Origin of the sequence: Candidatus Pseudothioglobus sp. Uisw_050_01 (assembly GCF_048085775.1) — a bacterium.
GTDB lineage: Bacteria > Pseudomonadota > Gammaproteobacteria > PS1 > Pseudothioglobaceae > Pseudothioglobus.
The window spans coordinates 812,174-832,342 of record NZ_CP159804.1; the positions used below are offsets into that span (position 1 = coordinate 812,174).

Genomic DNA, 20,169 nt, shown 5'->3' on the forward strand with positions numbered 1-20,169 from the left:
CTAGTTATCTTTTTCTTCCTTACCAATTACTTTGCTGTTCATCTCAATTTCAATATCATCCATCATCTCATTATGTGACTTATCAGACCAGTCCTTGGATTGATTTCTTATAGTACTCTTCTCTGTATTATTTTTACGGACTTTAAAGAAAGAGGAAAAAAATAAGCCAGCTTCAAATAGGAGCCAAATAGGGATTGCAATTAGAAATTGCGAGATCATATCTGGAGGAGTTAATACCATTCCAACTACAAAGGCGCCAATGAAGATGTAAGGGCGATTTTTTTTGAGTTTTTCAGCAGTAGTCGCTCCAAAAACAATAAGAAGGATTGTCACAATTGGGACTTCAAAGGCAGCTCCAAAGGCGAATGAGACTTTCAAGATAAAATCAAGATAGTACTGAATATCAGGGGCAAAGTTAACTGATTCAGGGCCAACACTCGCTAAGAAGTTAAATATAACTGGAAATACAATATAAAAAGAGAACAGAAGGCCAACATAAAATAGTATTGTTGATGAGATGACCAAAGGCAGCACTAGCCTTTTCTCATTGCGATAGAGCGCTGGGGCTATAAACATCCATAGCTGATACAGCAAGTAGGGCATTGCAATATAGATGGCCAGTATCAATGACATCTTTAAGGGCGTTAAAAAAGGAGAGATTACACCAATTGCAATTAGATTGGAGCCTGGTATTGCTTGAACAATTGGCGCCGCTATGAAGGTGTATATTTCATCAGCAAATGGGAATAATATTAAGAAAAAAATAACTATTGCAGTAACTGAATGAAGAAGTGATCGCCTAAGTTCAATTAAATGTTGGACTAAGGGTAGTTTTTCAGATGCCTCATTATCTATAGTCATAACTTTGAATCATCCTGCTGAGCATCATTTTGATTAAAAAGGTCAGCACTTGATTTGGCTTCATTGGTAATGTCAGAGATTATTGATTTTTCATCATCCATAGAAAGGTGCTCTTTAAGCTCATCTGTCTTTAGCTCTTCGTTTATATCTGCTTTAACTTTGCTGAGGAACTTATTAAGTTTGCCCGCAAATAGGCCAGCTTTTCTTGCCAGTGCAGGCAATCTTTCAGGGCCCACTACGATAAGCGTAATAACGCCAATAATGGCAATCTCCCAGAAACCAAAATCAAACATATCGCTTCATAAAAAACTGGTTTTTAGGATTTTTTGTCAGAGCTTTCATCATCAGCTTCAACTTTAGCTTCAATAATATCTTCTTTCTTTTCAGCATCAGTATCTTTCATAGATGACTTGAAGCCTTTAATTGCGCCTCCAACTTCATTACCAATATTTTTAAGACGTTTGCCGCCAAAAATGAGTAACACAATAACTAAAATAATAATCAGTTCGAATGGTCCTGGCATTCCCATATTTTTCTCCTAAATAATTAATAAAGCTATGTTTATTTTCTAACAATAGTTACAGATTCTTTGATTGTTTATATAGACATATTTTCAATCTGTGCCCTTGATAAACAGAGTCATAGGTATTTTACACTTTAAAGTTACCTTTTTCTTAAAGTTAAGAATACCTTTATTATTGTCTTCATTTTCAATAGAACTCTTCATTTCATTGTGTATCATCAAGAAATTATTAAGCATCTAGCGTTGAAATGACTAGCATTAATCAAACTTCAATTTGGATTAAAAATCCCTTGGCTATTTTTGCAGAAAATAGTGATGGCGGGGTTGTCATTAAAGATCAAAAAATTATTGAATTAGTTCCTTTAGGGGGCTCACCTGTGTCGAGTTTTGATGAAATCTATGATGCTAGTGATAGTGTTGTTCTTCCTGGATTGATTAATACGCATCATCACTTTTATCAAACCCTTACTCGCGCTTATCCTGAGGCTCTAAATAAAGAGCTTTTTCCATGGCTCAAGAGTCTCTATAAGGTCTGGGCACATATTCAACCAGAGATGCTCGCTGTTTCAACGGAGCTCGCTCTGTCTGAACTTCTTCTTTCTGGCTGCACTACCGCGAGTGATCATCATTACTTGTTTCCAAGCCAACTTGAAAATGCTATAGATATACAGGCTGAAGAGGCTCAAAAGCTCGGTATGCGTGTTGTTTTAACGAGAGGCTCTATGAGTCTTGGAGAAAAAGATGGTGGCCTTCCACCGCAATCTGTTGTTCAAACTAAAGAGCAGATACTAAGTGATAGTGAGCGACTAATTAAAACATATCACGACAGTCAAGAAGGCGCAATGACTCAGATTGCGCTAGCTCCTTGCTCACCTTTCTCTGTGACTACTGACCTGATGATAGAGACTGCAGCGCTTGCACAGCATTATGACGTTCGTTTGCACACGCACCTAGCAGAGACGATAGATGAGGAAAATTTTTGTTTAGAGAAGTTCGGCTTAAGGACGGTAGATTACCTTGAAAGTGTAGGGTGGTTATCAGATCGTACCTGGCTAGCTCATGGCATACACTTTAATAAAGAAGAGATAAAGAAACTAGGTCAATCTGGAGTTGGTATTTGTCACTGTCCGAGCTCTAATATGATGCTGGCTTCTGGTATTTGCCATAGTCTTGAACTTGAAGAGGCTGGCTCTATTATTGGACTTGGCGTTGATGGCTCTGCATCTAATGATGGATCCAATATGATTGCTGAACTCAGACAAGCAATGTACTTGCAGCGCTTACGTTATGGCGCTTCAAAGATTACCCATCAAAAGGCATATGATTGGGCAACCAAAGGTTCAGCAGCACTTTTAGGTAGAAATGATATTGGTGAGATTTCGATTGGTAAGCAGGCGGACATGGCATTATTTAAGCTGGATGAGCTAAGATTCTCGGGTAGTCATGACTCTTTAGCTGCTTTACTTCTTTGTGGTGCTCAAAAATCAGATAGGGTTATGATTGCGGGTCAGTGGAAGGTTGTAGATGGAAAGATTATTGGAAAAGATGAGTCTGAATTAATCAGTCGCCATAGCGGTGCAGCAAAAAAATTACGTCAATTAGCTAACGCATAACTTTTTATTAATATCATTATTGACTTGCACTATTAGTTAATTTATAATTCCAACTTGAATATTGTTACATAAATCAAGTTAGTTATGAATATACCCAGTCATGGAGGCGCGCGAAAGGGTGCTGGCCGTAAAAAAAACTCAGGTAGCTTTAAAGAGGAGACCAAGGTTATTAGGGTGCCTATAAGTCTTGTAGATTCGCTTATTCCTACGATTGAAGTTTATAAATCTCAAGTTAAATCTAAGGTAGAAGTCTTTTTAACTAAAGACAATCCAACGGAGCTTTCGATTCCAATTTTTACCTCTCGAGTGCAGGCAGGGTTTCCATCTCCAGCAGATGATCATTTGGAGGATGCACTTGATTTAAATACACATCTTATCCATCATAAAGAGGCTACTTTCTTTGTTAAAGCGCAAGGAGACTCAATGCTAGGTGCTGGTATCCAGCAGGGTGATATACTAATCGTTGACAAATCTTTAAGCGCTAAAAGTGGAAAGATAGTTATTGCAGTTGTTGATGGTGAGTTCACTGTTAAGCGCCTACATAAATACAAAGGAAACATAACACTTAAAGCTGAAAACCCTGATTTTGAAGACATCAAAATTGGAGGTACTGACGAGCTTATTATATGGGGAGTTGTGACATCAGTTATACATCAGTATGAATAACCGAGCTAAGTTCGCGTTAGTCGACTGTAATAACTTCTATGCTTCTTGTGAAAGAGTTTTTGAGCCAAAACTAGAAGGCAAACCAATCGTTGTTCTTTCTAATAATGACGGCTGCATTATTGCTCGTTCTAATGAGGCTAAAGCACTAGGCATTAAAATGGGAGCTCCTTACTTTAAAGTAAGGAATTTGATTGCTAATAGGGGCGTTGTAGTCAAGTCTTCAAACTATCCTTTGTATGGAGATATGTCGTCTAGAGTAATGAAGGTTATTGGTCAATTTTCTCCTATCCAAGAGGTGTACTCTATTGACGAGAGTTTTATAGATTTAGCAGGTCTCCCTCTTAATTTAATAGATCACATGCAGTCTCTAAGAGTCCAAGTTAAAAATTGGACGGGGGTTCCAGTGTGTATTGGTATGGGCAGTACTAAACTTCTAGCAAAACTTGCTAATCGCATTGCTAAAAAGTATTCAAAATTTAATGGCGTTTTTGATATAGATGACCTTCCTCATGAAAGATACTGCAAATTACTGCAATCGGTCGAAGTAGGTGATTTATGGGGAATAGGCAGACAAAGCGCTAAAAAGCTTAACCATATTGGAATTAATACAAGTTATGACTTTTATCAGGCAGATATTGGCGTTATTGAAACTCTTTTAGGCGTTAATGGAAAAAAGATTTATCAAGAGCTTCGTGGTAAATCGTGTATTCCTATCGAGTTGATTCCTCCAACAAGGCAGCAGATTGTCTCCTCTCGCTCTTTTGGTATTGATTTAAGCGACTTTGATGAATTAAATCAAGCTTTAACTGCTCTTACTAGAAAGGCTGTCAATAAGCTTAATAATCATAAGCTTGCAATGACAACTATGACTGTCTTTATTTACACCAATCCCCATAAAAAAAATACACCCTGCGTGCATCTATCAAAAACTGTAGGAATGCCAATTGCCATTGAGGATGAATCGCAAATTATTCCATTGGCATCTCAAATATTAAGACTTATCTATAAGCCTGGTTATTCTTTTAATAAAGGAGGGGTAGTATTGAGTAACTTAACCAAAAACTACCGACAGCAAGATCTTTTTTCAATAACTCAAAATAGTCAACCACAGGTATTAGCTCGTCAAAAATCTAATGCTATAAAGAGTGCTAATAAAAGATTTAATGAGTCAGTTAAGTATGCCAGTGAGGTGGGCAATAATAGGTGGCTCCCAAGAGCTAATTTTCGATCAAATAGGTATACAACAAGCTGGAGTGAATTATTAATAATTTAAGGCTCAAAGGTCATTTTTTTTTACTGAAATTGCATAAATATGCTCATTGTCTATAATGAATCCTTTTTTTGCTGAATAATGTTGAGGAATGAAACAACTTGCAATTATTGATGATGATCCAGAAATTCTTAAATTATTAGATCAATATTTAATAAAAAATGGATTTAAAGTTGAAGCTTTTTCTGATGGAGAGTCTTTCTTAGCAAGTGACGAATCAAAATTTAGTTTAGTGGTTTTAGATCTTGGTCTGCCCGGGATTGATGGCCTTGAAGTTTGTAGAAGATTGAGGCAAAAGTCTAACGTTCCAATTATTATGCTTACTGCCGCTAGTGATGATTTAGATCGCATATTAGGTTTAGAGTTAGGCTCTGATGACTATATGGGTAAACCCTTTAACCCAAGAGAACTTTTAGCAAGAATTAAGGCTCTCTTGAGACGCTCGGAAGTAAAGGAAGAAGATGTAGATAACCATATAGTAATGAATTTTGCTGCAAGAAGTGCATTTGTAGATGGTAAGCAGCTTGATTTAACTGGAACAGAGTTTGACCTACTTTGTGTTTTTCATAAACAGATAGGTGAGGTCTTAAGTAGAGATGAAATAGGCGAACTTCTTCATGGCAGGAAGATAGATCCATTGGACCGATCAATCGACACAATTGTAAGTAGGCTGCGTCATAAACTTAGCAATCACTTTGATGGTGAAATCATTCAAAGCGTAAGAGGCAAGGGGTATGTTCTCCTTTTAAAAAGTTGAATATAAAAGCTTCTACCTTAAGTTCTTTGATGCCAAAAACTGTTGTAGCCAGGATGACTTCTGTCCTATTTATTGGAATACTTGTAGCACAGGTGCTAGGAACATGGCTTTGGGTTGAACAGCTAAAGTCATCAGAAAAAGAAAAAATGACTGAAGTTTCTCAAAATTTAGGCTCACAAATTGCTCAAGCAGTTGGTTTTTTTGAAAAACTTCCAAACCAATACCGACAACAAACCTTGACTCAACTGAGACAAAATGGCGGCACATTTTTAGATTTTGGCGCTGAATTTTTTGTCTCTGTCAATAAGGACTATGTCCAATCTAATTCAATTGCAAGTTCTGAATTTTCAGAGTTGGTTCGTAGTAACTTGGAAAAAACTTTGTATTCTCAAATTGGTCAAGTTGAAGATTTGAATATTAGATTTGTAAGCTTTAGCAATACTAAAATTACAACGCCTAATGGTCCTGGTGAGGGTCTCACCAACAATCAATTAATAGTCTCTCTTGCGCCAATATGGAAAAGCTTAGGTCTGATTGCTCCGAGGGAAGAGAGTCCCATTGCCATAATTCAATTTAGGTTAAAACAGCAAAATGAGTGGATGTATTTGGCAACAATAATTCCACAAGGAGAGTTATTACTCAGTTTTGACTGGATCAATGGTGAGCGTATTTTTACCTCAGCAGCAGTTTCGGTTACGATGCTTTTAATCACCTTCTTATTTGTTCGTTGGCTCGTATCTCCCCTTCAATTATTAGCCCATCAAGCAGATTTATTAGGTAAAGGGCGATTTCCTAGACAGCTTGATGAAACTGGTTCTAAAGAAATGGTGGCTACTATCCGCGCCTTTAACTCTATGGCTAAGCGGATTCAAAAATTTATTGCTGACAGAGAGCGATCATTTGCAGCAATCTCTCATGACTTAAAAACACCTTTAACTAGAGCACGCCTTAGAGTAGAAAGCATTGAAGATGGATCAATAAAAGAAGATTTAATTGGAGACTTAGATTACCTTGAAACCATGGTGAAAGGAAGCCTTCAAATTATGACTGATGGCGCTGAACATGAAAATACTAGTAAAGTTAACATTACAACTATGCTAACTGCAATCTTAAAAAAAGAAGAAATCCTTGGCTTGCCTATTAAGATGAATATTAAAGAAAACATTGTCATGAAAGGAAGGGCTTTAGCTATTGAGCGCTTATTCTCAAATTTAATTAATAATGCACTTAGTTATGGCAAAGGAGTTGAGGTTACCGGTCAAAAAAAGAAAACAGGTATCTTTATTCAGATTAAAGATAGAGGGCCAGGCTTGAGTGATAAAGATAAAGAAAATGTCTTTAAGCCATATTACCGCTTAGAGCATAAACTCAATGATGAGCATTCTGGCTTAGGGATGGGTATTGCTCGTAATATTGCAAATATCCATGGCGGTGAGCTTGAACTTAAAGATCGCACTGGTGGCGGACTAATTGTCGAAATTTACTTTCCCAATTTATGAATTTAAAGAGTAATCCAACATTTAAAGATAAAGAATTTTTAATTAGTCATATTAAATCGATTATGAGGTTTTATCACCCTCGTTGTATTGATAATGAAAATGGTGGTTTTTTTCAGCACTTTCGTGATGATGGAAGTGTTTATGATTATGATACAAGGCACTTGGTTAGCAGCACCCGTTTTATATTTAATTATTCAATGGCTTCAATTGAGCTTGATAATGATGAATATAAAGATGTGATAAGGCATGGAATCGAATATTTAAGACAGTTTCATTTAAATACAAAAACTGGAAGTTATGCTTGGATTCTAAAGGGAAAAGACGTTCAGGATTCTACTAATTATTGTTATGGTTTCGCATTTGTGTTGCTCGCATATTCAACCGCACTTAGGGCGGGCATTTTAGAGGCCAAAGATTTCATTGATGAAACTTTTGATGTAATGGAAAAACATTTTTGGTCAAAAGAGCATGAACTTTATTCTGATGAAATTTCTGCTGATTGGCAAGTAGTTTCTAGTTATCGTGGGCAAAATACAAATATGCATTCCTGTGAAGCCCTTATTATGGCTTTTGAAGCGACAGGTAGTCAAAAATATTTAGATCGAGCGCTTATCATTGCAAAAAATATATGTATTAGGCAAGCTAGTCTCGCAGAAGGCTTAATTTGGGAACATTACGACAGTAACTGGGAAATTAACTGGGTTTATAATAAAGATCGTCCTGATGATCTATTTCGCCCTTGGGGCTTCCAAGTTGGTCATCTTACCGAGTGGGCAAAATTATTGTTAATTCTTGAGAGGTATGTTAAAGAGGATTGGTTGCTTCCTAGAGCACAAGAATTGTTTGATGACGCAATTGAGATGGGTTGGGATGCAGAGTCAGAAGGTTTATTTTATGGGTTTTCACCAAATGGAGATATTTGTGATAAAGATAAATATTTTTGGGTTCAAGCAGAGTCTATCGCTGCAGCTGCAGTATTAGCTAATCGAACAGGCGATGATTATTATTGGGAGTGGTATGATCGAATCTGGAGTTACAGCTGGAAACATATGATTGATCATAAATATGGCGCGTGGTTTCGCATTTTAGATTCAAATAATAAGAAATATGATGACCTTAAAAGTCCAGCCGGAAAAACGGATTATCACACAATGGGTGCTTGCTACGAAATTTTAAAAATAATCTAAGAAACCTTGTTTAAAATACTTAATTAATTTATTAAGATTTATATATTTATGACACCTGAAAATATAATTGAGCAATGGGCAGACTGTTTTAATAATGCTGATATGAAAGGCATTTTGAGCTTATATCATAATAATGCAACTCTTTTACCGACCTTTCTACCAAAACTTTTAGCAAGTAATAATGAGATCAAAGGTTATTTTGAAGTTGCTTTTAATGGAGGTGCTTCTGTAGAGATTAATGTTGAAGATGCTATATCCAAGGAGTTACCTGGAAATATTTTTTTAATGACGGGTAGCTATGTTTTTTGTTTAGGCAGTAAAGCAGGCAAAAAATATTTATCTTGGTACAGTTTTTTAATTGATCTGTCTGATGATTCGCCAATTAAACATCATCACTCCTCTAGAGTGCCATTTGAGTTCGACCTAAGTCAGTCAACTGATCAATAGAGAACCTTCCTTTAAAGTCTACTTCGTAGTCTTCAGAAGCAAAATCAGGAGGACTTTTGCCAAGTAAAAAGTTTTCAGTTTGTCGCTTTGTATAGTCTAAATTTTTAGCACATTTTGGCGAAGCTCCTATAAACATTACATTTGAGTAATCTTTTCCTGTGTGCTTATCAGCCACTGAGTGAGTTAAATCAGGGTGCCACCAGACTGTATCTCCAGGATTCACCTCCTGAATTGTTACCAAGCCAGATAATAGATCTTTGTGATAATCGGATGATATTAAGAGCGGTCTTCCTGGCGTGGCATCACAAAGATTATCAGAAGGGATGTCATCTTGTAAGGCACGTAACAAAAGATACCCCATACTGTTAGCAATTGGAATAAGAGACAGAGTTCCATCAGATGGCCCTTGTGAAGTAAGCGCAGTCCACCCTTGAAATGTTCTAAACATTGAACAAACTGCAGGAGATTTGTATTCCTTTGTGTGAGTTCTAAATGCTGCTTTCCAGGGGTCATAAGAATCTAGTTCGCCATTAAATACAGAGTGGTATACTTTTTGAAATGCTGGATCAGTCCAACGTTCAAATGAGCCGCCATCAATATGGGGAGATAATCCTAAGGTTTCATCGCCAGGCTCGCGTCGACGAATTCTATCAGCATACATATAATCGTTATTTGGATCAAACTCATCTCCATTTGGGCTCGAGACATCCCACATTGAGTTTAGGAATTTTTTAGTAATTGCCATTGATTGGGATTGTCTTGCAAGCATCTGAGGCCTTGACCAATAAAGTCCAAAGATTTGTGGCGCTCCTGACTTTAATTGTGAAAAATAATTATCCATACCTTGTCTATCAATTGACTTAGTAAAGTAATCATTAGATGTAATATATTCACCTATTTCATCATTCCATTCACTTGCCTGCTGCTTATCAAAAACATTACGAATAATTACAGATCCTCTTTGTTTTAAGTTTGCAATATCAGAGCTTGAAATATTTCCATTAACAATCGACTGAAAATCAATTTCTGGAATTACTGGAATTTCTTTGTGCTGTAACTCAAGAATAATATCAACTTCTTTTTTAATATTTGATTGGGCGATATTGAAACTTTTTTTGACATTATATTGTTCTATTAGAAGTTTTTTACTAGTAATTATTGACTGCTTAATTTGTTCCATCATGATATTACATATTAAATATTTGTAACAGTATATCTATATATTTTATTAAATTTTTGATTTAATTATTTCTCTTTGTAACAAAGTATTACAAATTGTATCAAACGATTGACACTCAAAAAAAGGATAACTATAGTGCGTGTCTAGTTCTAGATATTTAACAAAAAGTTATTTAGAATTTATGGTCTATTTTTTGTGTTGATTCAACACTCTAAATATTTTTTTTTGTAATAAGGAGAAACAAAAATGGTAAACAAATACTTTGTAAAAAGTGTAGCAGCCAGCTTAGTTCTTTCATTTAGTGCATCTCAGGCTTTTGCTGACGACGTAGAAGTTCTACATTGGTGGACTTCTGGTGGTGAAGCTGCAGCTGTTGGTGTATTAAAAGATGATCTAGCAGGTAAAGGAATTGGCTGGAAAGATATGCCTATAGCTGGTGGTGGTGGTGATGCTGCTATGACTACGCTTAAGGCTCGTGTTACAGCTGGTAACGCGCCAACTGCAGTTCAAATGCTTGGATATGCTATTCAAGATTGGGGTGATCAAGGCAAACTAGCTAACTTAAATGACCTAGCTGCTTCTGAAGGTTGGGATGCGGTTGTTCCATCAGCACTTCAAGCTTTTTCTAAGCACAATGGTGACTGGGTAGCAGCTCCTGTAAATGTTCACTCTACTAACTGGGTATGGATCAGCAAGTCTGCTCTTGACGCAACTGGTGGAAATGCTCCAACTACATGGGAAGAGTTAGTTTCTGTTCTTGATGCTATGAAAGCAAACGGAATTACTCCATTAGCACATGGTGGTCAAGCATGGCAAGATGCAACTATCTTTGATGGTGTTGCGCTAAGCCTAGGAAACGGTTTTTATAAGTCAGCTTTGATTGATTTAAATGAAGACGCTCTTGGTGGTCCATTAATGGTAGAAGCATTCAACAGAATGGCAACTCTTCGTTCATACGTTGATGACAACTTCTCAGGTCGTGATTGGAACCTAGCTTCGGCTATGGTAATCAATGGCGAAGCTGGTATGCAAATGATGGGTGACTGGGCTAAAGGTGAATTCCTTAAAGCGGGTCAAAAGCCAGGTTCTGACTTTGTATGTGTTCGCTTCCCAGGAACTCAAGGTTCTGTAACTTTCAACTCTGATCAGTTTGCTATGTTCAGTGGTGCTGGAAGTTCAGCTGCACAAGAAGCTATGGCTTCTTCTGTAATGAACCCTGTTTTCCAATCAGCATTTAACGTTGTTAAGGGTTCAGTGCCTGCGCGTACTGATGTTCCTGACATGATGTTTGATCATTGCGGAAAGAAAGGTATGGCAGATCTAGCAGCAGCTAACGCAGCTGGAAGCTTGTTTGGTTCAATGGCGCACGGTCACACTGTCCGTCCTGCGATTCAATCAGCAATTGTTGATGTTGTTTCAGCTCACTTTAATGGTGAGTTTTCAGCTGAAGAAGCTGCAGAAGAAATGGTTGCAGCAGTTGCAGCAGCTAGATAAATTAAATATTATCTAAACTTGTTTTAGATCTTTATTAAATTTGTTTATTTATAGTTGGCGAATTTATAGTTCGCCAACTATTTTTTTGATTAGAATTGTATTAAATGAAAAATTATCTCCAACTTTTACTACCTAAAATTGTTCTAGCGCCAAGTTTTTTTCTCATTCTTGTTTTTGTGTATGGATTTATTATTTACACAGGATATTTGTCGCTTACAGATTCGCGTATGCTGCCAACTTACGAGTACATGGGTTGGGGCAACTATACTAAACTTTTTGGACTAAGGCATTGGAAAATTGCAGTAAACAATCTGGCAATTTTTGGAATTTTATATATATTAATCTGCACAGTACTTGGTCTTTTCTTAGCTATTTTATTAGATCAAAAAATTAGAGCAGAAGGCCTGCTTCGACCTATTTTTCTTTATCCAATGGCGTTATCTTTTATTGTTACTGGAACTGCATGGAAGTGGTTTTTAGACCCTGGGATAGGTCTTGAGCATATTATGCATCAGTGGGGGTGGGAGAGTTTTGAATTCGACTGGATTAAAAATCGAACCTTTGCAATTTATACAGTAGTTATTGCTGCAGTATGGCAAAGCTCGGGCTTTGTTATGGCAATGTTTCTTGCTGGATTAAGAGGCATTGATGGTGAGATAATGAAGGCTGCTCAAATTGATGGAGCGTCCGGTTTTCGTATGTATAGACGTATAATTATTCCCTTGCTCCGACCAGCATTTTTATCAGCTTTTGTAATACTCGCGCATTTATCTATTAAAGCATACGATTTGGTTATTGCTTTAACAAATGGTGGCCCTGGAAGGGCGACTGAGGTGCCAGCAACATTTATGTATTCTTACACCTTTTCTAGGAATCAGATGGGTATTGGAGCGACTTCTGCAATGATTATGCTTCTTATGATTTTTTCTATCATTATTCCTTATCTATATAGTGAGCTAAGAAGTGAGAAGTCATCATGACCTTAAATCATTCTAAAAGTAAAAAGGATAGCATCAAAGTCTCTCGAATATTTATTTATCTAATATTGATAATATTTGCAATTTATTATTTGCTTCCCTTGTATGTAATGCTTACAAACTCCTTGAAGCCATTAGAGGAAATTCGCTCTGGAGGAATGCTTAATCTTCCTGAAGTGTGGACCCTAGAACCATGGCGATCAGCCTGGTCAACCGCCCAAATTGGTGTTGATCCTAGTGGGCTTAAGCCTTATTTTTGGAATTCAATTTCTATGGTCATACCAGCAGTAATGTTAACTGCAATACTAGGCGCCATGAATGGCTATGTTTTGACTAAATGGCAATTTAAAGGACATGGAGTTGTTTTTGGGCTACTTTTGTTATCGTGCTTTATCCCATTTCAAATTGTGTTGATTCCGATGGCAAAAATGCTGGGTATTTTAGGAATGGCCGGAACAACGTCAGGATTAGTATTTGTTCACTTGGTTTATGGGCTAGGTTTTACAACTTTATTTTTTAGAAATTATTATGCAGCATTCCCTACTGAAATAATAAAGGCTGCACAAATCGATGGGGCTGGATTCTTTAGAATTTTTTGGCGTGTTTTACTTCCAAGCTCAGGTCCAATTATAGTGGTCACTGTGATCTGGCAGTTTACCAACATTTGGAATGATTTTTTATTTGGCGCTTCTTTTGCAGACTTTGACTCAATACCAATGACTGTGGCTCTAAATAACCTTGTTAATTCTTCTCAAGGGGTTAAAGAATACAACGTACATTTTGCAGGGGCAATTCTAGCTGCTCTTCCAACATTAGTAGTTTATATCGTCTCTGGGCGATATTTTGTTAGAGGTCTGATGGCAGGAGCTGTCAAAGGTTAATTTATTCGTTTATTTATAATTATCAGCTAAAGGTTAGAAATATGGCAACAGTAAAAATCACTAATTTACATAAGAGTTATGGCTCAGTCGAGGTATTAAAGGGGATAAACCTTTTTATTGAAGATGGAGGTTTTTTGGTTTTAGTTGGCCCGTCAGGTTGCGGCAAATCAACGCTCCTTAATACTATCGCTGGACTAGAAGAGATAACAAGTGGTGAAATTGAGATTGGAGAGAATTCTGTTGCTGGACTTCACCCTTCAAAGCGTAATATTGCTATGGTTTTTCAATCTTATGCCTTATACCCAAATATGACTGTTTCGCAGAACATTAGTTTTGGAATGGAAATGAAGGGCGTAAAAAAACCTGAAAGAGAACAAGCAGTTAATAAAGTTGCTGAAACGCTTCAAATTAGTGAGTTACTCAATCGTAAGCCAGGTCAATTATCTGGAGGCCAAAGACAGCGCGTAGCAATGGGGCGTGCTATTGTTCGTGAGCCTGAGGTTTTTTTATTTGATGAGCCACTTTCAAACCTTGATGCTAAGCTTCGGATTGATATGAGAACAGAAATTAAACGTCTTCATAAAAGACTCGGTTCGACAATTATTTATGTTACTCATGATCAAATTGAGGCCATGACTTTGGCTACAAAAATTGCTGTTTTAAAAGATGGATGTATTCAGCAATTTGATACGCCATATGAAATATACAATAACCCAAATAATATGTTTGTTGCAAATTTTATGGGCGCTCCTGCAATGAATTTGATAGAAGGAAGAATTGCTAAAAATAAAAAAAATATAGAATTTGAAATGAAAAATAGTAAAGGTGAAACTATTTGTTTGCCAATTCATGGAATAAACGATATTGAGCAATATATTGATAAAACTGTTATTTGTGGTATTCGACCAGAATCAATAAATGACCTTGATCCATCCTTGAATAAGAACTCAGTAGAAAGAGAGGTAGTTGTCGATGTTGTTGAGCCAGCAGGCTCAGATACTTTTGCTGTGGTTGAGCTTGGTGAAAAACAAATAGTTGCACGGCTGAATGGAAACTCTAAAGTTTTAGGTGGTGAGAAAGTTAAATTAACTTTTGATTTATCTCAAACTGTTTTCTTTGATAGTGAAACTGAAGATCGAATTAGATAAGATTATGTATGAAAAACTCTCAAAATTTGGTACTGATATTCCATCTTTAGGTTTGGGAACTTGGGATCTTAAAAAAAGTGAATGCTCAAGAGTTGTCTCAGAGGCATTGGATTTAGGTTATCGTCATATCGACGCTGCAGCAATGTATGAAAATGAATCTGAAGTGGGCACTGGAATTATCGACTCGAGAGTTGATAGAAGTGAGCTGTTTTTAGCAACAAAAATTAATACTATTAGCTGGACTCCTTCTGGGGGATTTGGGCTTGAGTTATTAAATAAGAATATTATTAAAACCTTTGAAAAGAGTCTTGTAGATTTAAAGACTGATTATGTTGATTTATTATTAATACATTGGCCAAAATTTGAAACAAATTTAGGTGATATGCTTGAAATAATTTATGAAATTAAAGATAGTCAAAAAGCTACAGAAATTGGCGTTGCAAATTTCAATTCTAATTTATTAAAAGAATGTGTAAATTTTGGCTTTAATGACCTCTTTTGCAATCAGGTAGAGTATCACCCATTTCTCTCACAATCTAAACTTTTTGATACAATGAAGAGCTTAGGTATTATTCCAGTTGCTTATTGCCCAATATGCCGTGGTGATGTTGCCAAAGATGATGTAATTATTAATTTATCAGAAAAATATAGCAAAACTCCTGCACAAATTGCATTAAGGTGGATTGTTCAGCAAAATGCAGTTGCAATCCCAAAGACTGCAAATCTAGGAAGATTGAAAGAGAATAGCAACATTTATGACTTTAATCTTGATGAAAGTGATATGGAGCAAATTTTTGGTTTGCAAAGGAACCAAAGACTCGTGCCAAATCTTGAATCTAACGAATCGTTGTATCCTTGGGATTAGACTTAATCCTTTAAATTTCTGACACTCTCTCTGTTAATTAGTTTAATTGGAAAATCATAATTAACTTCAAGATCTAAGTTATAGCATAAATTTAATAGACGTCTAGTTGCAGAAACAGCCATTTTCTGAAAAGGCATTTGAATAGTACTTAATGGGGGTAAGGTATAGGATGCGATATTCATATCATCGTAACCCATAATTGAAATATCATTTGGCACATTAAATCCTTTTTTTGTACATGCTGAAATTGCTGCCATCGCAGATTGATCATTTCCACAAAAAATAGCAGTAAAGGGAGTTTTTTGATTTAATAAATGTAATGCGCCTTCATAACCCTTCCGGAAAGTGTAATTTCCCTCAAAAATTAGAGTGTTTGGGATGTCAATATTATTATCTTTAAGGGCATCTAAAAAACCTTGATGCCTTAGATTTCCATCATCAGTATCAAGCCAACCAGTAATGCATGCAATTTTTGTATGACCATTATCAATTAAATTTTGAGCTGCAAAATAACCTGCCTGATAATGGTCAAAAGTAAAGCATTTATTTGGCAAAAGGTCAATTTTATTATTTAGTAGGACGATGTTAGGGTATTCATTTTCAATTTGAATAATCTCAAGATCTGGAATGTCAGATCCCCATATGATTAAGCCATCACAACCGCTTCTAAAAATATTTTCAATAGATTTTCTGTGTGTTGTTTGAGGGCTATTATGAGTATTGTTTTTCGTAGATTTTTTATCACCATCGGTAACAATTATTTTGATATTAAATGGCTCAAGCTCGTGTTCAATTTTTATAAGAGTTTTCCTGTCAAGCTCACCAGAAGTTTCAGTGCCCCAAATACCAATTGTGTTATATTTTTTTGAGGATAATGCCCGCGCCGAGCTGTTGGGTGTGAAATTAAGTGTGGTCATAGCATCATTAACTTTTGCGAGGGTTTTTTGAGAAACAGATCCATTTTCAGACAGTACTCTGGAAACAGTTCCAATTCCAACACCGGCTAGCCTTGCTACATCTCTAATTGTTGCCATAATAACTCATAGTTTATCGATAAATCCTATTTTACAGTTAATTGTAAGCTATTTTATAAATTAAACTTTGATATTAAACATTACAATTTGACACACTTTGACACATAACTAATTAATTTATTTATTTATAATTGGAACCGGTTCCATTATTTACTATCTTATGGAATTTTTTTTGTATTTTAACTAAAATTAGGAGAGAGACTATGAGAAAAATGATAAAAAGGTCAGCTCTTGTTGCAACTGCACTTATAACAGGTGTCGTCAATGTAGCATCAGCAACTGAACTAGAAGTTACACACTGGTGGACATCAGGTGGAGAGGCGAATGCTGTTGCAGAGCTTGCTAAAGCTTTTGATGCAACTGGTAACAAATGGGTTGATGGAGCGATTGCCGGTTCAGGCGGTGTTGCAAGACCTATTATTATCAGTAGAATCATTGGTGGTGAGCCAATGGGAGCTACTCAACTTAACCATGGACGTCAAGCTGAAGAATTAATTGAAGCTGGCCTACTTTTGGATTTAACTGATGTTGCTTCAGAAAATAACTGGAGAAATGTTATCTATCCAAGCAATTTACTAGACGCATGTACTGTTGATGGTCGTGTTTATTGTGCGCCTGTGAACATTCACTCAGCTCAATGGTTGTGGCTAAGTCACGAAGCTTATGAAAGTTCTGGTGTAGCTGTTCCATCAAACTGGGATGAGTTTGTGGCTGCAGGTCCTGCACTTCGTGCTAATGGAATTGTTCCTTTGGCCCAAGGTCAGCAGGGATGGCAAACTGGCCTAACTTTTGGTGTATTAGCTACAGCACTAGTTAGTGAAGATGCTTGGTATGCAGTTAATCGCGATAAAGACTCTACAGTTGCGGGTGGTTCTGAATATGCTCGTGTATGGAAGGCTTTTGATGATGCTCGTAAAATGGCTATTGGATCAAACGTTGGTGACTGGAATATGGCTACTAATCTAGTAATAACTGGTAAAGCAGGTGGTCAAATTCATGGAGACTGGGCGCAAGGTGAGTTTAGTGTAGCTGGCTCAGTTGCTGGAACTGATTATTCATGTCTTCCTGGTTTAGGAAATCGTGAAATACTGGACACTGGAGGAGACGCTTTTTACTTCCCAGTTCAGGATGATGCGGATGTCGAAGCAGCTCAAAAAGAGCTTGCTGCACTTCTTGTATCTCCAGCTGTTCAAGTCGCTTTTAACCTGAAGAAAGGTTCGCTACCAATCCGTGGTGACATTGATATGTCAACTGCGAATGATTGTATGCAGAAAGGTTTGAAGATTCTTGCTGGTGGAAATGTTCTGCCTTCAGGAGATATTCTTCTTTCACCTGATACAAGCAATCAGATTAATGAACTGATGACAACATTTTGGAGTGATTTGTATATGAGTGCTGAGGATGCTCAAGCTAAATATGCTAAGATCATTGCAAGTGCTGACTAAGCATTAAATAAAAAAAGCTGCCGAGCTTAACTAGGGGCTCGGCAGTTCTTTATTTAATAACCCTAGTTTCTAATAATTTTTTTTAACCGTTTTTCGTGTAAATTATATTAATAACTATGCTTACAAAAGTCCATCCTGAAAGATTACTTATTGGTTCAATTATGTTGGCCTTTGCATTATTAATCATGACTACTGTTGGTATTAAGCCTCAATTGCTTCAAAGTCTTCAGTTTCTAATATTATTTGTATCCCTCCTTTTAGTAATTTGGATTGGATTTAAAGCAGGTAAATTTGATATTATTACGAATCGACTTCGCAACCGAGCAGTGGGTTGGCTTATTGCAGCAACATTCTCAACAGCGCTTTGGTCATTTGCTCAAAAAAGCACTCAGTTAGTGTTTCCAGCGCTTAAGGAGTATCGAAAGATTTGGAATACGTTTGAGCCTTTTGCTTTATTTGCGACAGTTGTATTTATTTTATTCGCCTTGATATTGTTTATCGTTGGATCCAGAGATTCTAAATTAGACCGTCCAGGATTTATTGAGCGCTCCCTTGTTCATAATTTGTCTAGCAAAATTGCAGCATTACCTATGGTGTTTACTGCCGTTGGCGTTTTCGTTATAGCAACCTTGTGGACGGTTTATCATTCGTTTACGAATAGCCGCATGCTTCCAAAAAGTGAGTTTATTGGACTTGCACAATACGAACGACTTTGGAACTCTGATCGCTGGTACATGTCTATAGAGAATTTAGCTATTTATGGCGCTTGCTCTTTAATTTTTTCCCTAGTTATTGGCTTTATGTTAGCGGCATTATTGGATCAAAAAACAAGATTTGAAAATACTTTTAGAACTATCTTTTTATACCCATTTGCTCTTAGTTTTATTGTTACAGGACTAGTATGGCAATGGATTTTAAACCCAGATTATGGCGTTCAAAAAATTGTTCGATCGTTAGGGTTTGATTCATTTGTGTTTAACCCACTTTACAATATGGATATTGTTATCTATGGAATTCTAGCAGCGGGGCTTTGGCAGGGTACAGGTTTTATCATGTGCCTTATGTTGGCTGGTCTTCGCGGTATTGATCAAGAAATATGGAAGGCAGCAAGAATTGACGGTATTCCAATGTGGAAAACGTATATTCAAATCGTTATTCCAATGATGCGCCCAGTTTTTATTACAACACTTGTTATCATTGCTGCTGGGATTATTAAGGTATACGACTTGGTTGTTGCACAGACTTCAGGTGGACCAGGAATTTCTTCAGAGGTCCCTGCAAAATATGTATACGACTACATGTTTGGCGCACAAAATCTAGCTCAAGGCTTTGCTGCCTCAACCATGATGTTAGTTTCTGTTTTAATTGTATTAATTCCATTTACATATTTGGAATTTGGGAGACGTAAAAATGCCTAATTCATCAGATGGCAAAATCACAGATGGCCCTAGAGGGCCAAAACCACGCAAGATGCTAAGTCGAAGAAATATTATTCTTTATGGGACGCTTATATTTGTTGCCATATATTACTTAGTTCCACTCTATGTGATGATTGTAACTTCTTTAAAAGGGATGCCAGAAATTCGTCTAGGTAATATCTTTTCACCTCCAATTGAGGTTACTTTTGAGCCCTGGGTAAAGGCATGGGCGCAGGCTTGTACTGGTCTTAATTGTGACGGACTATCTAGAGGTTTTTGGAATTCAGTAAAGATAACTATTCCTTCAGTTTTTGTATCAATAGTAATTGCATCAATTAATGGTTACGCTTTGGCAAACTGGCGCTTTAAGGGGGCCAATCTGTTTTTTACTATCTTAATATTTGGCGCATTTATTCCTTATCAGATTATGATTTATCCACTTGTAATACTGCTGCGTGATTTGGGGCTTTATACAAAATTACCTGGCTTAATTCTTATTCACACTATTTTTGGAATGCCTATTTTAACGCTATTATTTCGTAATTATTTCACTACCATTCCCGAAGAGCTTTTTAAAGCAGCTAGGGTTGATGGGGCTGGGTTTTGGGGGATATATTTCCGAGTAATGATGCCGATGTCGCTGCCAATTTTTGCCGTCGCTATTGTGTTGCAGGTGACAGGAATTTGGAATGACTTTCTATTTGGTGTGATCTATACAAAACCAGAAAATTATCCAATGACTGTTCAGCTAAATAATATTGTGAATTCAGTTCAAGGGGTTAAAGAATATAACGTAAATATGGCCGCTACCTTATTGACCGGTCTGGTGCCTTTGGCTATCTACTTTATTTCAGGAAAGCTCTTCGTGCGCGGCATTGCTGCAGGCGCCGTTAAAGGTTAAAAA

The 20,169-nt window shown here is 36.8% G+C and carries 20 protein-coding genes; 15 read left to right on the forward strand and 5 right to left on the reverse strand.

Features of this window, described 5'->3' with window-relative positions; translation table 11 throughout:
• From tatC to tatA, 3 genes are read right to left on the reverse strand one after another with little or no spacing between them, the layout of a single operon-like run.
• A complete protein-coding gene (gene tatC, locus ABXT51_RS04050) occupies positions 1-861 on the reverse strand; it encodes a twin-arginine translocase subunit TatC (protein WP_416696228.1) in 861 nt (286 codons plus the stop codon).
• A complete protein-coding gene (gene tatB, locus ABXT51_RS04055) occupies positions 858-1,154 on the reverse strand; it encodes a Sec-independent protein translocase protein TatB (protein WP_416696229.1) in 297 nt (98 codons plus the stop codon). Before tatB ends, tatC begins: the two co-directional genes overlap by 4 nt.
• Before the next feature lie 23 nt (positions 1,155-1,177).
• Positions 1,178-1,390: a twin-arginine translocase TatA/TatE family subunit gene (gene tatA, locus ABXT51_RS04060; RefSeq protein WP_416679406.1), complete on the reverse strand. Its 213-nt coding sequence runs from the start codon at positions 1,388-1,390 to the stop codon at positions 1,178-1,180.
• A 242-nt stretch (positions 1,391-1,632) separates the two neighbouring features.
• Here tatA and ABXT51_RS04065 point away from each other — a divergent pair, with 242 nt between their 5' ends.
• The 7 genes from ABXT51_RS04065 (at position 1,633) to ABXT51_RS04095 (ending at position 8,823) form a co-directional block, all read left to right on the forward strand.
• Positions 1,633-2,997 (forward strand): 8-oxoguanine deaminase, encoded by a 1,365-nt coding sequence (locus ABXT51_RS04065; protein ID WP_416696230.1) that lies wholly within the window; start codon positions 1,633-1,635, stop codon positions 2,995-2,997.
• A gap of 84 nt (positions 2,998-3,081) precedes the next feature.
• Positions 3,082-3,663, forward strand: a complete 582-nt coding sequence (locus ABXT51_RS04070; RefSeq protein ID WP_416653426.1) for a LexA family protein — start codon at positions 3,082-3,084, stop codon at positions 3,661-3,663.
• The gene (locus ABXT51_RS04075) at positions 3,656-4,936 is read left to right on the forward strand and encodes a Y-family DNA polymerase (protein WP_416696231.1); all 1,281 of its coding nucleotides are present in this window, start codon (positions 3,656-3,658) and stop codon (positions 4,934-4,936) included. Before ABXT51_RS04070 ends, ABXT51_RS04075 begins: the two co-directional genes overlap by 8 nt.
• A gap of 88 nt (positions 4,937-5,024) precedes the next feature.
• On the forward strand, positions 5,025-5,690 hold the full coding sequence (locus ABXT51_RS04080; RefSeq protein ID WP_416653430.1) for a response regulator transcription factor: 666 nt from the start codon (positions 5,025-5,027) through the stop codon (positions 5,688-5,690).
• A 29-nt stretch (positions 5,691-5,719) separates the two neighbouring features.
• Entirely contained in the window at positions 5,720-7,189 is a 1,470-nt protein-coding gene (locus ABXT51_RS04085) for an ATP-binding protein (protein WP_416696232.1), read from the forward strand.
• On the forward strand, positions 7,186-8,376 hold the full coding sequence (locus tag ABXT51_RS04090; protein WP_416696233.1) for an AGE family epimerase/isomerase: 1,191 nt from the start codon (positions 7,186-7,188) through the stop codon (positions 8,374-8,376). Before ABXT51_RS04085 ends, ABXT51_RS04090 begins: the two co-directional genes overlap by 4 nt.
• 48 nt (positions 8,377-8,424) lie before the next feature.
• A complete protein-coding gene (locus ABXT51_RS04095) occupies positions 8,425-8,823 on the forward strand; it encodes a hypothetical protein (protein ID WP_416696234.1) in 399 nt (132 codons plus the stop codon).
• On the opposite strand, the gene ABXT51_RS04100 is transcribed toward ABXT51_RS04095, so the two are convergent.
• The gene (locus ABXT51_RS04100) at positions 8,777-10,006 is read right to left on the reverse strand and encodes a YbiU family protein (RefSeq protein WP_416696235.1); all 1,230 of its coding nucleotides are present in this window, start codon (positions 10,004-10,006) and stop codon (positions 8,777-8,779) included. The two genes, ABXT51_RS04095 and ABXT51_RS04100, sit on opposite strands and share 47 nt — an antisense overlap.
• A gap of 243 nt (positions 10,007-10,249) precedes the next feature.
• Here ABXT51_RS04100 and ABXT51_RS04105 point away from each other — a divergent pair, with 243 nt between their 5' ends.
• The 5 genes from ABXT51_RS04105 to ABXT51_RS04125 all read left to right on the forward strand — a co-directional run bounded on the left by ABXT51_RS04105 (position 10,250) and on the right by ABXT51_RS04125 (position 15,368).
• On the forward strand, positions 10,250-11,497 hold the full coding sequence (locus ABXT51_RS04105; RefSeq protein ID WP_416688265.1) for an ABC transporter substrate-binding protein: 1,248 nt from the start codon (positions 10,250-10,252) through the stop codon (positions 11,495-11,497).
• A gap of 104 nt (positions 11,498-11,601) precedes the next feature.
• Entirely contained in the window at positions 11,602-12,477 is an 876-nt protein-coding gene (locus ABXT51_RS04110) for a carbohydrate ABC transporter permease (RefSeq protein WP_416653442.1), read from the forward strand.
• A complete protein-coding gene (locus ABXT51_RS04115) occupies positions 12,474-13,355 on the forward strand; it encodes a carbohydrate ABC transporter permease (protein WP_416696236.1) in 882 nt (293 codons plus the stop codon). Before ABXT51_RS04110 ends, ABXT51_RS04115 begins: the two co-directional genes overlap by 4 nt.
• 41 nt (positions 13,356-13,396) lie before the next feature.
• Positions 13,397-14,503 carry an ABC transporter ATP-binding protein gene (locus tag ABXT51_RS04120; RefSeq protein ID WP_416696237.1) on the forward strand — a complete coding sequence of 369 codons (1,107 nt, stop codon included), beginning with the start codon at positions 13,397-13,399 and terminating at the stop codon, positions 14,501-14,503.
• The gene (locus ABXT51_RS04125) at positions 14,478-15,368 is read left to right on the forward strand and encodes an aldo/keto reductase (protein WP_416696238.1); all 891 of its coding nucleotides are present in this window, start codon (positions 14,478-14,480) and stop codon (positions 15,366-15,368) included. The genes ABXT51_RS04120 and ABXT51_RS04125 overlap by 26 nt, the downstream gene beginning before the upstream one ends.
• A 2-nt stretch (positions 15,369-15,370) precedes the next feature.
• Here ABXT51_RS04125 and ABXT51_RS04130 read toward each other — a convergent pair whose 3' ends face one another.
• Positions 15,371-16,402 carry a LacI family DNA-binding transcriptional regulator gene (locus tag ABXT51_RS04130; protein WP_416696239.1) on the reverse strand — a complete coding sequence of 344 codons (1,032 nt, stop codon included), beginning with the start codon at positions 16,400-16,402 and terminating at the stop codon, positions 15,371-15,373.
• A 203-nt stretch (positions 16,403-16,605) separates the two neighbouring features.
• Between ABXT51_RS04130 and ABXT51_RS04135 the strand changes: the two genes are divergently transcribed.
• The 3 genes from ABXT51_RS04135 (at position 16,606) to ABXT51_RS04145 (ending at position 20,166) form a co-directional block, all read left to right on the forward strand.
• On the forward strand, positions 16,606-17,847 hold the full coding sequence (locus ABXT51_RS04135; RefSeq protein WP_416696240.1) for an ABC transporter substrate-binding protein: 1,242 nt from the start codon (positions 16,606-16,608) through the stop codon (positions 17,845-17,847).
• Between the two features lie 590 nt (positions 17,848-18,437).
• Complete coding sequence (locus ABXT51_RS04140; RefSeq protein ID WP_416696297.1) at positions 18,438-19,265, forward strand: carbohydrate ABC transporter permease; 828 nt, start codon at positions 18,438-18,440, stop codon at positions 19,263-19,265.
• Positions 19,258-20,166 carry a carbohydrate ABC transporter permease gene (locus tag ABXT51_RS04145; RefSeq protein WP_416696241.1) on the forward strand — a complete coding sequence of 303 codons (909 nt, stop codon included), beginning with the start codon at positions 19,258-19,260 and terminating at the stop codon, positions 20,164-20,166. The genes ABXT51_RS04140 and ABXT51_RS04145 overlap by 8 nt, the downstream gene beginning before the upstream one ends.
• Positions 20,167-20,169: the final 3 nt, after the last annotated feature.

Coding starts and splice junctions, on each gene's coding strand:
- tatA (WP_416679406.1), bottom strand. CDS start 1,390: ATGGGAATGCCAGGACCATTCGAACTGATTATTATTTTAGTTATTGTG.
- ABXT51_RS04065 (WP_416696230.1), top strand. CDS start 1,633: ATGACTAGCATTAATCAAACTTCAATTTGGATTAAAAATCCCTTGGCT.
- ABXT51_RS04105 (WP_416688265.1), top strand. CDS start 10,250: ATGGTAAACAAATACTTTGTAAAAAGTGTAGCAGCCAGCTTAGTTCTT.
- ABXT51_RS04100 (WP_416696235.1), bottom strand. CDS start 10,006: ATGATGGAACAAATTAAGCAGTCAATAATTACTAGTAAAAAACTTCTA.
- ABXT51_RS04070 (WP_416653426.1), top strand. CDS start 3,082: ATGAATATACCCAGTCATGGAGGCGCGCGAAAGGGTGCTGGCCGTAAA.
- ABXT51_RS04095 (WP_416696234.1), top strand. CDS start 8,425: ATGACACCTGAAAATATAATTGAGCAATGGGCAGACTGTTTTAATAAT.
- ABXT51_RS04135 (WP_416696240.1), top strand. CDS start 16,606: ATGAGAAAAATGATAAAAAGGTCAGCTCTTGTTGCAACTGCACTTATA.
- ABXT51_RS04130 (WP_416696239.1), bottom strand. CDS start 16,402: ATGGCAACAATTAGAGATGTAGCAAGGCTAGCCGGTGTTGGAATTGGA.
- ABXT51_RS04145 (WP_416696241.1), top strand. CDS start 19,258: ATGCCTAATTCATCAGATGGCAAAATCACAGATGGCCCTAGAGGGCCA.
- tatB (WP_416696229.1), bottom strand. CDS start 1,154: ATGTTTGATTTTGGTTTCTGGGAGATTGCCATTATTGGCGTTATTACG.
- ABXT51_RS04075 (WP_416696231.1), top strand. CDS start 3,656: ATGAATAACCGAGCTAAGTTCGCGTTAGTCGACTGTAATAACTTCTAT.
- ABXT51_RS04120 (WP_416696237.1), top strand. CDS start 13,397: ATGGCAACAGTAAAAATCACTAATTTACATAAGAGTTATGGCTCAGTC.
- ABXT51_RS04090 (WP_416696233.1), top strand. CDS start 7,186: ATGAATTTAAAGAGTAATCCAACATTTAAAGATAAAGAATTTTTAATT.
- ABXT51_RS04115 (WP_416696236.1), top strand. CDS start 12,474: ATGACCTTAAATCATTCTAAAAGTAAAAAGGATAGCATCAAAGTCTCT.
- ABXT51_RS04085 (WP_416696232.1), top strand. CDS start 5,720: ATGCCAAAAACTGTTGTAGCCAGGATGACTTCTGTCCTATTTATTGGA.
- ABXT51_RS04080 (WP_416653430.1), top strand. CDS start 5,025: ATGAAACAACTTGCAATTATTGATGATGATCCAGAAATTCTTAAATTA.
- tatC (WP_416696228.1), bottom strand. CDS start 861: ATGACTATAGATAATGAGGCATCTGAAAAACTACCCTTAGTCCAACAT.
- ABXT51_RS04140 (WP_416696297.1), top strand. CDS start 18,438: ATGGTGTTTACTGCCGTTGGCGTTTTCGTTATAGCAACCTTGTGGACG.
- ABXT51_RS04110 (WP_416653442.1), top strand. CDS start 11,602: ATGAAAAATTATCTCCAACTTTTACTACCTAAAATTGTTCTAGCGCCA.